8 protein-coding genes are annotated in these 14,829 nt (G+C 70.6%); 1 reads left to right on the top strand and 7 read right to left on the bottom strand.

Translation table 11 applies throughout. The annotated features are described in order from the left end of the window. Positions 1–14: 14 nt before the first annotated feature. The 5 genes from RWQ91_RS10370 to RWQ91_RS10350 form a co-directional block, all read right to left on the bottom strand. Positions 15–5,960 (bottom strand): Ig-like domain-containing protein, encoded by a 5,946-nt coding sequence (locus RWQ91_RS10370; RefSeq protein ID WP_314505712.1) that lies wholly within the window; start codon positions 5,958–5,960, stop codon positions 15–17. Beyond that, positions 5,960–7,093 (bottom strand): serine/threonine-protein kinase, encoded by a 1,134-nt coding sequence (locus RWQ91_RS10365; RefSeq protein ID WP_314505711.1) that lies wholly within the window; start codon positions 7,091–7,093, stop codon positions 5,960–5,962. Before RWQ91_RS10365 ends, RWQ91_RS10370 begins: the two co-directional genes overlap by 1 nt. Before the next feature lie 147 nt (positions 7,094–7,240). Then, positions 7,241–7,897 (bottom strand): spermidine/putrescine ABC transporter substrate-binding protein, encoded by a 657-nt coding sequence (locus RWQ91_RS10360; RefSeq protein WP_314505710.1) that lies wholly within the window; start codon positions 7,895–7,897, stop codon positions 7,241–7,243. A 159-nt stretch (positions 7,898–8,056) separates the two neighbouring features. Then, on the bottom strand, positions 8,057–8,542 hold the full coding sequence (locus RWQ91_RS10355) for a hypothetical protein (RefSeq protein ID WP_314505709.1): 486 nt from the start codon (positions 8,540–8,542) through the stop codon (positions 8,057–8,059). A gap of 2 nt (positions 8,543–8,544) precedes the next feature. Further along, complete coding sequence (locus tag RWQ91_RS10350; RefSeq protein WP_314505708.1) at positions 8,545–9,516, bottom strand: ABC transporter; 972 nt, start codon at positions 9,514–9,516, stop codon at positions 8,545–8,547. Positions 9,517–9,652: 136 nt separating this feature from the next. Between RWQ91_RS10350 and RWQ91_RS10345 the strand changes: the two genes are divergently transcribed. Next, positions 9,653–10,234 carry a hypothetical protein gene (locus tag RWQ91_RS10345; RefSeq protein WP_314505707.1) on the top strand — a complete coding sequence of 194 codons (582 nt, stop codon included), beginning with the start codon at positions 9,653–9,655 and terminating at the stop codon, positions 10,232–10,234. Here the strand turns inward: RWQ91_RS10345 and RWQ91_RS10340 are convergent. Beyond that, a complete protein-coding gene (locus RWQ91_RS10340) occupies positions 10,228–10,848 on the bottom strand; it encodes a hypothetical protein (protein WP_314505706.1) in 621 nt (206 codons plus the stop codon). The genes RWQ91_RS10345 and RWQ91_RS10340 overlap by 7 nt on opposite strands. A gap of 77 nt (positions 10,849–10,925) precedes the next feature. After that, on the bottom strand, positions 10,926–14,816 hold the full coding sequence (locus tag RWQ91_RS10335; protein WP_314505705.1) for a DNA-directed RNA polymerase subunit beta': 3,891 nt from the start codon (positions 14,814–14,816) through the stop codon (positions 10,926–10,928). Positions 14,817–14,829: the final 13 nt, after the last annotated feature.

The following is a 14,829-nucleotide window of genomic DNA, read 5'->3' as shown; positions in this document are numbered from 1 at the left end:
GGTCGGAAGCAAGCTCAGGGGATCGGGATGTTCGGATCGCACGATGCGGAGAAGGTGGCGTTCGCTGCCGAGAGGCCCCAGCCCTGCGCGCTCCAGCTGACCGAGACGGCGATGCCCTCGACGCGCTTCGCGCCCACCGGCACCGACCAGCTGTCGGCGGTGTGCGCCAGCTCGGCGCCGGAGGCGTCGTAGTAGCGCAGACCGGCGTTGCCGAACGAGACCGCCGCCTTCCCGCCGGAGGGATCGGCCGACGAGTCGCCGACGGCGACGAGGTCGGAGCCGCCGACGCACGTCTGCACGCCCCAGCTGGCCTGCACCTGGTACGGCGCGCTCCCGGCGCGTGGGGTCGCCGTGGCCCAGGACGTCGCGGTCCCCCAGATCTCGTGCACGTATCGCACCTGGATCACCGGGTCGCGACCGAAGACCGAGCTCGGCAGGCCGGAGAACTCCACGCGGTTGCGGTTGGGGACGCGCTCGGTCGAGGTGGGATCGGCGCGCACGATCCAGTCGGCTCGACCCTCGCCGATCTCGGGAGCGGCATCCACCGCGAACGTGTAGCCCTGCGGTGCCTTGCCTGTCTGCTGCGCGCGCACGCTCTGCGTCGTGACGGATCTGCCGTAGAGCTCGTCGTCGAACCACGACTCGACGCACAGGTCGAACGCGTACTCGTCGCCGTCGGACAGGCCCGGGAACGTCGCCGTGTCGCCGCCGGCCGTGGCGGTGCAGCGCTGCCCCTCTCGGACGATCCCGTACCGCAGCTCGGATCCGTCGCCGTTCACGCCCGCGGTGGCGCGCGCCGTGACGGTCGAGGTCCCGTCGCCGGCGGAGTTGGAGGTGAGCGTGAGCAGCGGCGAGAGCGGGGCGCCGACCCCGTTGCCCGAGGCGGTCGCGGCGGGCCCGGACGGGCTGCCCCCGAGCCCCGGCGGCAGATCGAAACGCGACGACGGCGTGACGCTGATCGGGCTGGCGGTGTTCGACCCGACCCGGTACCGATCCACATCGACCGTCGTGTCGTTGCGCCGGATGGGAATCTGCACCGTCTCCCCCGCCGGGCTCGAGACGGTGATCGTGCCCGTCGAGGCCGGGTCGATCCCCTCGATGGTCAGCGACACGACGCCGCCCTCGCCGGAGGTGACGACGGGGGCGACCTGCGCGATCACCGGCGTCCCGGGGGCGTCGTAGGCCCACGCGACAGTGCGGACCGAGGATCGCGACGTTCCGACGCTGTTGGCGGCGAACGCGTCGTACGTGCGCTGCTCGCCGTTGGGCGCCGCGATGGGAGGACAGGTCCCATCCGGCGAGCAGCGCGCGACTTCCTGTCCGTTCGAGCGGATCACGAAGCCGCTCAGCCCGGGGTACGCCAGCCGCGCCTCGCCGGGGTCGACCCGCAGCGTCAGCTCGCCCGGTGCGTAGCCGACCTGGGTCACACTCGCGGGCGCCCGGGGGAAGCCCTGCAGATCCAGCAGCAGCTGTCCGTCGCGCTCGGCATTGGTCCGGCGCCCCTGCGCATCCTGCACGGAGAAGGATGCCGTGCACGTCGCCCCCGGCGCGTCCGGCGCCCAGGACGCGAGCACCGAGGTGGGCGAGGCGACCTGGAAGCTCACGCCGACACAGGCGCCGGTCGGGCGCACGTCGATGACCGTCAACGGCGTCCGCGGCAGGGGGTTGACTTCGCCGCCGGCGCCGACGACCGAGATCGTGCAGGAGGACCCCGCCGCCTGCGAGCACTGCTGGGTCGCCGAGCCGCCGCGCGGAAGGGTCGAGGGCGCCGCACCGACGCGCAGGATCAGGCGCACCGGCGCGACGGCGGTGTGGCTGGTGACCGACACCAGCGCGGCCTCCTCCGAGCCCGGAACCGCACGGTCGACGCCCGTGACCGTGACGATCGATCCGTCGAGCGAGACCTCGAACGCCGACCCGGCGTAATCGAGGGCGTACCGGATGCCGCTCCAGTCCTCGCGCAGCTGCCACGTGGTCATGTTCCGCAGGTCGAATGTGGCAGTTTCGCCCGGGCCGACCGTCATCGAGCCGGCCCGCAGCACCGGCTGCGGATCGAGGGCGTTGACGACGATCGGCACGGACAGGTAGGTCCAGTCCTCCTGGCCGGCGATGCGAACCGGCACTTGGCAGGCGTCCACCCACGGCGCGCCGGCGCCCGAGTCGTAGCGCACGCTCGTGGCCGATTCCACCCGGCACGAGGACCCGCTGCGAGCACCGGAGGCGCGGATGTCCTCGCCGAGCTCGACGACGCTGCCCCGCGGCCGGGCGACCATCGCCGTCATGTCGAACGTGACCGATTGCAGCTCGGTGACCTCGGGCGGAGCGACTCCCGCCCGCAGCGCGAGGGAGAGGTCGTCGTCCCCCGGCACGCGCAGGAAGGCGTACGTGGTGACCGTGCCGTCGGGGCCGTCGCCGGTGACCGCGAACGGAATCACGCGCGCGGCCTTCGGCAGCGAGCCGCGCAGAGTCGTGCCGTCGACGGTCACTCCCCCGCTGATCCCCTGGGTGTCGCCCCACAGGCTCACCTCGAGATCGTCCACGTCGCCCCCCGACCACGACGCGCGGCCGGTCAGCACATCGACCCCCTTCGGGAAGTCGTCCCGAGTCTCTGCGGTCAGCACGGTGTCATCGACGACCGGATAATTCGGCACGCTCTCGCGCACGACCTGCACCACGATCAGTCCCCGGCCGGTGTTGCCCGAACTGGACTCGACGTCGTAGAGGAAGGACATGGTGCCGGGCTGGGTGCCGGCCTCGATCACCACCGTCTCGGTGCCGACCGAGGCCAGCCTCTCCTGCAGGCGCGCGTACTCCGCGTTCGCGCTTCCGTCGGAGAGGGTCGCGGGCAGATCCGGGCGGACGTCCGTCACGGCCAGCTTTCCCATGGTCGGATCGACGTCGTTGGCGAGCGGGCTGACCCTGATGGAGCTCGTGGCGCCCGCCTGCACCTGAACGTAGTCGGTGAAGGTCACCGGGCTGGGGTTGGACTGACTGTCGAGCACGCCGATGCGCACCACACCCTCGCCCGCCTCACCGAGAGCGTCGACGACGCGGTAGCGGAAGCTCGCCTGGCCGCGATCGCCCGGCACGCTGGAATACAGGATCGACTCGCCGTCGGCGGCGATCGTGGCCGAGCCGTTCGCGGGCTGGCTCACGATGCGGTCGAGGCTCACCACATCGCCGTCCGGGTCCATCCCGAAGCCGTCGAAGTCGATGACGGTCGACTGACCGCTCAGGACGCGCCCCTCGAGGGTGTCCGGCAGCGGGGCGCGGTTCGCATCGTCGGGCAGCACCTGCACTCGGACGGTCGCCGCATCCGCCAGCGCGGGCGCCCCGGTGGTGTACACGGCGTAGTCGACGGCGTACTCCCCCGGCGCGGCCGGAGCGAGGTAGCGCAGCACGTCGCCCCCGGCGAACGCGAGCGCGTCGGGCGACGAGGAGGAGATGGATGCCGGATTGAGGGTCGGCCGCCCCCCGGCCGGAGCGATGTCGTTCTCGAGCACCGGGATGTCGATCTGGGACCCCGCGCGCACCACCACGGTGTCATCGACCGCGATCGGTGCCAGTTCGGGCGCCGGCGGCAGCAGGAAGACCGTCGCCTCGCCCTGCACGCGGGCCCCCGAGTCGTCGGTTCCGTCGCTGATCGTGTAGGTCACCGTGCCGAGGCGGCCCGCGGCGCCGGTGGCGGTCGAACCTGACACGCGGAGGTAGTTCTGGCCCACGCCGTCCACGGACAGCGTCGCACCGGCATCCGCGTGCCCGACGACATCGCTCAGCAGCAGCACCCGTCGCGTGGGGTTCGCGACGGCGGAGAAGACATCGAGCGTGGCGTCCTCCTGCGGATGGACGAACGCGACGACGGGTGAGGTGGCCAGCTGGGGCGGGGCGTCGGAGGGGAGGATCGTGATGCGTGCGGTGCCGGTGGCGGGCGTGGTGCCGTCGGTGACGGTGAACCCGACCCGGAACGTGCCCGGCGCGCGGGCGGAGAAGTCGAAGGATGCCGAGCCGCCGACCACTGTCGCGCTGGCGGCCGCGTCGTCCAGGACGCGCACCGATTCGAGCGAGATCTCACCGGCGGTGCCGGTCACGTGCGGCGTGACGTCGACGGTGAGCCCGGCGTCGATGGTGTCGACCACCGCGAAGGACTGCACCGCGAGCGCCGGCTGGGGGGCGACGCGCACGAGGAGGGGCTTGGTCGCGGTCTGACCCGCCGTGTCCGAGACGGTGACGGTCAGTTCGACGAGCTCCTCGCCGCCCTGCCCGCCGTCGGCGTGCTGATAGACGACATCGCCTCCCGGAGTGGCGGCGACGGTTCCGACCCCCGACTCGTTCTGGACCGAGAGCAGCAGCAGCGGGTCGCCGTCGGGATCGACCCATCCCGGCAGGACCGGAACGGTCACGGTTCCCCCCGGGGCCACCTCGGGGGTCGGCCACGCGACAAGGCAGCCCTCCACGCCGCACCACTGCGGGGCCGCATCCCCCGATGAGAGCGTGAGGGTCACCGACGCGGGAGTCGAGGTCAGGCCGGCCTCGGCGGTGCCGTCCGTCACGGCGTACGAGAAGGTCGCCGTTCCCGAGGCTCCGGGCGCGACCGTCACGGTGAGTCGCTGCGAGTCGTCGGTGATCGACAGTGTGCCGAAGCCGGGATCCAGCCCCGTGACCGACGCGGGATCGATGCTCAGCACGTCTTCGTTCGGGTCGTGGTCGTTCAGCAGCACCGGAAGGGTCACCAGGCTCGCTGCGCGCACACCGAAGGCATCGGACACAGCGACGGGCGGCTCCGGGTCGAGCACGACGCTCAGCTGCTCCTGGCTCTGTTCGGCGTCGGGATTCGTGCGCTCATCGAGCGACCAGTTCTGGCTCGAGGCGACCAGCGCGCCGTCCGGGACCGTCCACACCCACCCGGTGCGGGTCTCGTTGAGGATCATGGCACCCTCGCCCACCACGAAGGTGGGTCGCCGCTGATCGGGGAGAGCCCCGTCTCCGTAGTCCAGGACGGACTGCCCGGCCCGGGAGCTCCAGAGGACGCCGTCCTGCGTCCCCTGCGGCAGCCAGGCCGCGAAGACATCGCCGTCCTGCACCGTCGGCCGCGCCGGCGTTCCGAGCACCCCCGCCCCGCCGCCCACCTCCGTCGTGAGATCCGAGCCGTCCACGGGCACTCGCACGAGCGCGGTCTCGTCCGCGAGATACACGGCAGCGCCGGCGGGGTCGGGCTGGCTCACGAGCACGGAGCCGGTCGCAGAGGTCGAGACGGCGGCATCCGCACCGCGCGTCCAGACGTCGCCGTCCGATGAGTCCACGACCGCCCACACGTCGCCGGCCGCGGAGATCGCCGGGCTCGCGATGCCGTCGACGGCGAACTCGTCGCGCGCCCGCACCCGCGAGCCGGGGATGTCGTACGTGAGCACCGAGCCGTCGGCGCTCGAATAGCTGAACAGCACTCCCCGCGCGTCCAGGGCGATCGCGTCGGAGGTGTACTGCGGGGCGTCATCGTCGTCCGAGGAGAAGGGGTCGAGCTGGGTCGCCTCCCCGGTCGAGAGCCGACCGACGAAGACCGCCCCCGAGTCGGTGCGATAAGCGACATAGTCCTCGGCGGTGACCACATCGGTGGTGCCCGCGGGGGTGGAGGGCGAGGCGCGCACCGTCTGGTCGTCCAGGTCCGCCGGCAGCGCCGGGTCGATCTCGGTGAGCTTGCTGTAGCTGTCCGAGAAGAGGAACGCGCCCTCCGCGCTCTGGGCGACCTGGCTGGGGTTGCCGACCTCGCGCACGGTGTCGAGCTCGCCGATCGCGGTGTTCACGCGCGCGTACCGCCGGCCGTCGCCGGTCTGCAGCGCCCAGACCGACGTGTCGGTCTTGTCCGTCTTCTGCGCGTCCAGGCCCGGCCACACGATGCTCACCCCGGCGATGAGCGCCACGGCCGCAGCGGCGGCGACGATGCCCCCCAGGGTGCGCCGGCGCATCACAGCACGCCCGTCGCCAGCAGCGCGGTGAGGATGCCGCCGACGACGACCACGGCCGCGACCGCCGCGGCGATCACCCACGGCAGCACCCCCCGGGGCGACTCCAGTCCGGTGACGTCGCTGTCCTCGTCGCGGGCGAGCGCCGCCACGCCGAGGCCGGGGCGGCTCTTTCGGCGCTCGTCGCGCTCGATGCGGCTGCGGGCCGGGCCGCGCAGCTCGGTGTCCGAGAAGTCGACCCCGTGCGACGCGGACGACCAGCCGTCCGCGGCGATCTCGAGCGGTGTCGGTGAGATGCCGAGCTCGGTCTGCACTCCGCGCAAGGCGTCGGCGAACTCGCGGGCCGACGCGTGGCGCTGACGCGCATCACGGCTCATCGCCCGCGCGAGCACGGCTTGAAGGGATGCCGGCACGTCGGTGCGCGCGATGTCGGTGTACGTGCCCTTCGCGATGCGCCGGCGCAGCTGCTCCTTGCTGTTCTGTCCGCGATCACGGCGCTCGAACGGACTGTGACCGGCCAGGAGGGAGTACACGGTCGCGCCGAGGCTCCATACCTCGCTCGCGACCGTTCCGGCGGTCTCCTCCGCGATGACCTCCGGTGCGCTCCAGGGGATCGACATGGCGAGCACCTCGTCGGCGGTCGCCCGGGTGAGCGAGGACGAGATGCCGAAGTCGGCCAGCACCGGGGCACCGAAGGTCGTGACCAGGATGTTGCTCGGTTTGACGTCTCGGTGCACGAGCCCGGCGCGGTGCGCGGACTCCAGCGCGCTGGCCATCTTCACACCGATCGTGAGCACCTCATCGACCGGAATGCGCTCGATCCGGTATCGCTGCGCGAGCGAGCCCGGACAGAACTCCATGACGATGTACGGCCGGCCGTCGGCCGAGATGCCCGCCTGGTAGACCGTGACGATGGACGGGTGCGCAGAAAGGTGCGCGAGCACATCCGCCTCGGCGTTGAACATGCGTCGCAGGTCGGCGTCGCGCACGTCGCTCGGCAGGACCTTCACCGCGACGTCGCGGCGCGGCATGTCCTGCTCGTACAGGAAGACGTCGGCGAACCCGCCGGACCCGAGCGGGCGGATGTAGGCCAGGCCGGGCAGGATCGGGGGCGCCGACGGCAGGCGTGTGGCCACCGATGCCTCCCCGGAGTGTGCCCGCTGAGATCCGGCGGGTGCGCGGCGACGGTGCGCGCGATGAGCGGTGCAACTGCAAACTCGCTCATGCTAACAAAGCCGCTCGAGAACCGGCCCCGCCGCTTGTGGATGCCGCCGCTCCGACCGTCAGGAACTGGGCGGCTCGTTCGGGTCGAACGGGGCGTCGAGGGATCGCGTGAGCTCTTCGAGCATCGCCTCGATCTGCGGTTCCACGTACTGCGTGATCGCCGCCTGGATGCGCAGGCGGTGGTGCAGCAGGATCGTGCATACCTCGCGGCCGATCATGTTCGCGTAGTCGTCGGCAAGCCCGACCTCCTGGCGCAGCGCCGCCTTGGCCTCGTCGCTCAGCGGAGGCAGGGCCGGGATGCCGGCATCCGCCTCTTCGGCAAGACCGGAGATCGTGAACAGGAACGGAGACCCGGGCTGCGGATCGGGGTCGAGCGGCAGCCCTTCGAACTCGGGCTCGAGTCCCTCAGCGGGCCGATAGCTGCGCGCACGGTTCCGGGCCGCCTGGTGGTCGAGCTCGGTCTGCAGCATCGGGAGGTTCAGGGCGGTGTACTCGGCCACGGCATGGTCGACGATCGCCTTGATCCGCGTGGACAGGCCGTGCTGCACGCCGTGCGGCACGTCGGCTCCGAGCCCGGCCGCCGAGAGCACCGGAGAGCCGAAGCAGCGGCGGCACGGGGCAACCCGGCCACGGTGAGTGGCCGGCTCCCAGCGCGGCAGCCAGCGCAGCCAGGCGTCGACGGCCTGGCTGACCTGGGTTTCGAGCGAGCGCTCCACGGTCCTACGGTAGTGCGACGCGCCGCGCACGGCGCCGACATCCGCACATCGGATCGTTGCGAAAAGCCCGGTCCGTCACGAGAATCGCCGTGCGTGGATGCCGGGAGCCGGGGTGTCGTGGGAGTCGACCGGGCTTTCGGCGCGCCAGGGGAGCGCCGCTCACTCGTCGAACTCGTCCTCCCACGGCCAGCGCGGGCGATCCGAGCGCGTCCGCACGAGGGCGATGCCGCCCAGGGCCGACAGGCCCGCAGCGAGGGCGACCATCACCCCGAACCACGTCGTCGCGATGCGACCGGCGACCTGGCCGGCGGTCGCGAAGTCCGCGCTCGCCACCAGCACGCCCAGCCAGATGGCGATCACGTACGCCAGGTAGCAGGCCACCGCTGCGCTCACCGCTCCGCGGTAGCGGGGCTGGGCCGTGCGCAGCACGAGCCAGAGCACGAGAGCGAAGACCGCCGTCGTCGCGACGGTCGCGAACACCCCCGGCAGCTGGCCGAGGCCCGGCGTCTGCACGATGTCCGCGTTCAGGACGAGGCTCACCATGCCGAGCGCGAAGATCAGCAGGGCGACGAAGGTCACCGTCGCCAGGCCGAGCGCGACCAAGGGGCGGACCGGTCCGCCCGAGGACTGCGCGGGGCCGGACACGCCTACACGCGGGTGAGCTGCGGGCCCGCCTCGAGCGTCCGCTCGTATTCGCGCTGCGCCTCGACGTTCAGCTCGGTCACCCGGGCACCGCGCGCGGCGACCCACGCGCCGAACCAGATCGTCAGCTCGCGGCCGATGATGAACGCGGCGATCGCGAGGGGAGCCAGGAGCTGCTCCTCCACCAGATCCGCGCCCTGGCTCGCGGTCAGCATCCAGAACGGCGCCTGGAAGAGCGCGCCGAGGATGTGACCGACGTAGGCCGCGACGCCGACGAGCAGGCCGAAGATCACCCATGCGCCCCACCGGCCGCGGTTGATGATCGCCCCGAGCAGCCAGAAGGCGATGAAGAAGACGACGACCGGCACCCAGAGCGTCCACGTCGTGAGTGCAGCCAGTGCCGTGGAGCCGATCGTGTCGACGGTGACGTCGCCGCTGAGCAGGCCGAATCCGATCCACACGGCGAGGTACAGCACGCCGAAGGCGAGCGCAGCCAGCAGGCCGATGGCTCCGGCGGCCCCGCGGTTGCCCCGCGGACGCGGCGACTCGGGAGCCTGCACGAAGATCGGCTGCGGCTGCGCGTAGGCGACCGCGGCACCGGTGCCCGCGGCGGCGGCCGGAGCGACGACCGCCGTCTCAGCGACGGGTTCGGACGGCGCCACGTACGTCTCGGCGGGGGCCGCGGCCGTCGCGACGGCCGGGGAGACCGATGTCCTGTCGTCTGCGTGCGCCTCGTACATCGCGCTGTCGAATTCGGGGTCTTCGTCGACCATGGGCTCGCTGTGGGTCACGACCGGCGCCTTCTCGGACTCTGCTGCATCGGACACGGACTCGTGGGCGACGGGCGCGTCGGAGACGGCGGCATCGCGGCGCGCGGCCTCGGCGTCGGCGATTCCCTCGTTCGCGCTGCCGACGACATCATCGACCGGCCGCGGCTCTTCGACCGGGTCGCCGTAGGACGACTTCGAGTCACTCATCGGATGCACTCCTCACGCAGGGCGCGTCCCTGCCCTGCGAGAGTAACCCGCAGGACGTGTCCGCCCGCGCAGGCGTGCCGTGGATTGCGGGCGTGGCGCGGCGCGCGCGACCCCGCCGCGGTGATTGGGTGGGCGCATGTCAGTCAGCCGCTCGACGCTCGCGTGGGCTGCGGCATCCTTTCTTATGCTCTCGATCGCACTCGCGGCGTGCGTCCCGGAGCCGGGAACGAGCCCCGCTCCGCAGGCGGCGGACGCATCCCCGACCCGTTCCGCGGATCCCACCCGGTCGGCGACGCCCACCCCCACGCTCATCCCGCTGCCGAGCGACTGCCGCGCGATGCTCACGCCCGGGGTGCTCGAGCAGCTGGGCGGCATTCCGCTGAACGATCCCGCTCTCGGCTCGTCCGGTGTTCAAACGGACGGAAGCCTCGTGTGCATCTGGGGCGACCCGGCCGCTGCCGGAACGGCGCTCACCACGACGATCTCGTACGCCTCGCGCGGGCCGGCGCTGGACATGCTCAACGGCCTGCTCGCCGAGGGCTACAAGTGCTACACGCCCGACGGCGGCACGCGCTGCGAGAAGACGTGGTTCAGCGAGCCGGACCTGATCCCGGAGGGCCGCACGCTGTTCTGGCGGCAGGACGTCCTGATCGACTCGTCCTTCCGCAACCTCGCGCCCAGTGGCTACACGGCGGCGATCGTGGCGAGCATCTATTGACCCCAGACGTGCGCCGTGAGGCGCGCGCCGTACTGCGTGGGATGCCAGCCGCGCTCGAGGCTCGAGAGCCAGAGTCCCCCGCGGATCGTCTGCTCCTCGAGGACGTCGCCCGACAGGCGCGTGCACTCCAGCGAACCGGCGGTGGACGCGCACGTGAAGCCCTGACCGCGCAGCGACGCGTCGGCGATCGGCGCGGCGTCCGGCGCCACTTCCGCAAGCGTCGACACGATCGCCCTGCCGTCGTGGGTGCGCCAGTGGCAGCTCAGCCTCACCGCAGGGGTCAGTGCCTCGGTGAGCGTGGTGACCTCGGTGGGCGGCGGCGCGGCATCCTGCGACAGAAGGACGTCGGGAGTCCAGGTGAGCTCCGCCCACAGGCTGTCGGGGTAGAGCGCGCGGCAGTCGATGTCGCCCGGCGAGCCGGCCCGGGTGGCGAGCGATTCGCCGACCGGCAGGACCACCGGCGGTGTGGTGGCGGCGCGCAGCATGTCGCCGACCCAGAGCACGGAGACGGGCAGCATCGGCTGCGCCAGCCAGGCCAGCGTGCCGACCACGCCCGCGCACAGCAGGCCCGCGGGCCATGCGATCCACGAGTTGCGTCCCCCCGTCCGCGCCACGACCCCCACCTCCTGAAACCACGGTAGGCGCAGAAACGCCCCGGTCCGTGAGGACCGGGGCGTTTCCGTCGAGTGCCTTAGTTATAGGTTCCCGGAGTGAAGTCGTCCGTCGAGAAGCTGTCGAAGTCGACGTAGCTCAGGTCGGCGTCGCTGTAGGCGCCGTCCGAGGCGAAGATGCGGTTGGGGTACCGCTCGCTCTTGGCCTCTTCCGTCGCCTCGACCACGACGTTGCGGTACTTCGCAAGTCCGGTTCCGGCGGGGATGAGCTTTCCGATGATGACGTTCTCCTTGAGGCCCAGCAGCGGGTCGCTCTTGCCCTCCATGGCGGCCTGCGTCAGGACGCGGGTCGTCTCCTGGAAGGAAGCGGCCGACAGCCACGATTCGGTCGCGAGCGACGCCTTCGTGATGCCCATGAGCTCCGGACGGCCGGACGCGGGGCGCTTGCCCTCTGCCACGACCTCGCGGTTCATGCTCTGGTACTTCTTGAAGTCCACCAGCTCGCCCGGAAGCAGCGTCGTCTCACCGTGGTCGACCACGGTGATCTTGCGCAGCATCTGGCGCACGATGACCTCGATGTGCTTGTCGTGGATCGGCACACCCTGCGAGCGGTACACGCCCTGCACGCCGTTCACGAGGTAGCGCTGCACCTCGCGGGCGCCCATGACGCGCATGACCTCCTTGGGGTCCAGCGTGCCCACCAGGATCGGCTGACCGACAGTGACGTGCTGGCCGTCCTCGACCAGGAGCGTCGCGCGGCGAAGCACCGGGTAGACGTGCGGCTCGTCGCCGTTGTCGGGCGTCAGGATGACCTTCTTGGCGCGATCGGTCTCTTCGATCGTGATGCGACCGTCGGACTCGGCGATCGGCGACGCACCCTTGGGGGTGCGTGCTTCGAAGAGCTCCTGCACACGAGGCAGACCCTGGGTGATGTCATCGGCCGAGGCCGATCCACCCGTGTGGAAGGTGCGCATCGTGAGCTGGGTTCCCGGCTCGCCGATCGACTGGGCCGCGATGATGCCGACGGCCTCGCCGATGTCGACGAGCTTTCCGGTCGCGAGCGAGCGGCCGTAGCACTGCGCGCAGACTCCCACGGCCGAGTCGCAGGTCAGGACGGAGCGCACCTTGATGGTCTCCACCCCCGCCTCGATCAGCGTGTTCAGCAGCACGTCGCCCACGTCGTCGCCGGCCGAGGCCAGCACGTTGCCCTGAGCGTCCACCGCGTCGGAGGCGAGGGTGCGCGAGAACACGGAGTTCTCGACGTTCGCGTCCTTGACGAGCACGCCGTCGGCACCGGCAGCCGCGATCGGCAGCTCCAGACCCTTGGTCGTCCCGCAGTCGTCCTCGCGGATGATGACATCCTGCGAGACGTCCACGAGGCGCCGCGTGAGGTAACCGGAGTCGGCCGTGCGGAGGGCCGTGTCGGCCAGACCCTTGCGGGCACCGTGCGTCGCGATGAAGTACTCCGCCACCGACAGGCCCTCGCGGTACGAGGAGATGATCGGACGCGGGATGATCTCACCCTTGGGGTTGTTCACCAGGCCTCGCATGCCCGCGATGTTGCGGATCTGCAGCCAGTTTCCACGAGCCCCCGAAGAGACCATGCGGTTGATGGTGTTCTCCTCCGGGAAGTTCGCCCGCATCGCGGTCTGCACCTCGTCGGTCGCCTCGGTCCAGATCTTGATGAGCTCCTGGCGACGCTCGGCGTCGGTGATCAGACCCTTCTCGAACTGGCCCTGCACCTTCGCGGCCACCTTCTCGTGGCGCGCCACGATCTGGGGCTTGTCCGGCGGGGTGAGGATGTCGCTCAGAGCGACCGTCACGCCCGAACGCGTGGCCCAGTAGAAGCCGGCGTCCTTGATGCGGTCCAGGGTCGCTGCGACCTCGACCTTGGGGTACTCCTCGGCGAGCTTGTTCACGATCTCCGAGAGCTTGCCCTTGTCGGCCTGCTTGCGCACGAACGGGTAGCCCTTGGGGAGCGTGTCGTTGAAGATCGCCTGACCCAGCGAGGTCTCGACGAGCCCGTTGCGCTCGTACGCCGAGATGGACTCCTGCGTGTCGCCTTCGGCCTCGAGGAACGTCAGACCCGGGATGCGGATGCGCACCTTCGCCTGCAGGTCCAGCGTGCCCTCGTCCTTGGCCAGGATCGCCTCGCCGACCGAACCGAACGCGCGGCCTTCGCCGGCTGCGCCGGGCTTGACGGTCGTGAGGTGGTGCAGGCCGATGATCATGTCCTGCGAAGGCAGGGTGACCGGGCGGCCGTCGGACGGCTTCAGGATGTTGTTCGACGCCAGCATCAGGATGCGAGCCTCGGCCTGGGCCTCGACGGACAGCGGCAGGTGGACGGCCATCTGGTCGCCGTCGAAGTCCGCGTTGAACGCGGCGCACACGAGCGGGTGCAGCTGGATCGCCTTGCCCTCCACGAGCTGGGGCTCGAACGCCTGGATGCCCAGGCGGTGGAGCGTCGGCGCGCGGTTCAGGAGCACGGGGCGCTCGCGGATGATCTCCTCGAGCACGTCCCACACCTCGGGACGCGTGCGCTCGACGGCGCGCTTGGCGGCCTTGATGTTCTGCGAGTGACCGAGGTCGATCAGGCGCTTGATCACGAACGGCTTGAACAGCTCGAGAGCCATCTGCTTGGGGAGGCCACACTGGTGCAGCTTCAGCTGCGGGCCGACCACGATGACCGAACGGCCGGAGTAGTCGACGCGCTTTCCAAGCAGGTTCTGGCGGAAGCGTCCCTGCTTTCCCTTGAGCATGTCGCTCAGGGACTTGAGAGCTCGGTTGCCGGTACCGGTCACGGGGCGACCGCGGCGGCCGTTGTCGAACAGTGCGTCGACGGCCTCCTGCAGCATCCGCTTCTCGTTGTTGACGATGATCTCGGGGGCACCGAGGTCGATCAGGCGACGAAGACGGTTGTTGCGGTTGATCACGCGGCGGTAGAGGTCGTTCAGGTCGGAGGTCGCGAAGCGGCCACCGTCCAGCTGCACCATCGGACGCAGCTCCGGCGGGATCACCGGGACGACGTCGAGCACCATGGATGCCGGGCTCATGCCGGTCTGCAGGAACGAGTTGACGACCTTCAGGCGCTTGATCGCACGGATCTTGCGCTGGCCCTTGCCCTCGGAGATCTGCAGGCGCAGCGAGTCGGACTCCTCAGCGAGGTCGAACGCCTCGAGGCGGCGCTTGATGGACTCCGCGCCCATGTACGCCTCGAAGTACTGACCGAAGCGGTCCTGGAGCTCGTGGAAGATCTCGTCTTCGCCCTTGAGGTCACCGACCGAGAGCGTGCGGAAGTCCTCCCACACCTTCTCGAGCCGGGTGATCTGATCGTCGAAGGACTTGCGGATGCCCGCCATGTCCTTCTCGGCGGCGTCCTTGACCTTCTTCTTCTGGTCGGCCTTGGCGCCCTCTTCCTCCAGCGCCGCGAGCTCCTCCTCCAGCTTGCCCAGGCGCGTGGCGATGCGCGAGTCGCGCCGGTCGCCGAGCGTCTTCAGCTCGAGACGGATGTTGTTCTCCTGCGTGGCGAGATCGCGGTGACGCGCCTCGTCGTCGACGGAGATCACCATGTAGGCGGCGAAGTAGATGACCTTCTCGAGGTCCTTCGGCGCCATGTCCAGGAGGTAGCCCAGACGTGACGGGACGCCCTTGAAGTACCAGATGTGGGTGACGGGTGCGGCGAGCTCGATGTGGCCCATGCGCTCGCGACGCACGGAGGACTTGGTGACCTCCACGCCGCAGCGCTCGCAGACGATGCCCTTGAAGCGGACGCGCTTGTACTTTCCGCACGCGCACTCCCAGTCGCGGGAGGGCCCGAAGATCTGCTCTCCGAAGAGGCCGTCCTTCTCGGGCTTGAGGGTGCGGTAGTTGATGGTCTCGGGCTTCTTGACCTCACCGTACGACCAACGACGGATGTCGTCGGCAGTGGCCAGGCCGATGCGCAGCTGATCGAAAGTTGTTGATTCGAGCACTAGTTCTCAGTTC

Origin of the sequence: uncultured Microbacterium sp. (genome assembly GCF_963524805.1) — a bacterium.
GTDB lineage: Bacteria > Actinomycetota > Actinomycetes > Actinomycetales > Microbacteriaceae > Microbacterium.
The sequence above is the reverse complement of the archived record's forward strand: the minus strand, read 5'-3'. Positions and strand labels throughout refer to the sequence as shown.

Coding starts and splice junctions, on each gene's coding strand:
- RWQ91_RS10370 (WP_314505712.1), bottom strand. CDS start 5,960: ATGCGCCGGCGCACCCTGGGGGGCATCGTCGCCGCCGCTGCGGCCGTG.
- RWQ91_RS10345 (WP_314505707.1), top strand. CDS start 9,653: ATGTCAGTCAGCCGCTCGACGCTCGCGTGGGCTGCGGCATCCTTTCTT.
- RWQ91_RS10350 (WP_314505708.1), bottom strand. CDS start 9,516: ATGAGTGACTCGAAGTCGTCCTACGGCGACCCGGTCGAAGAGCCGCGG.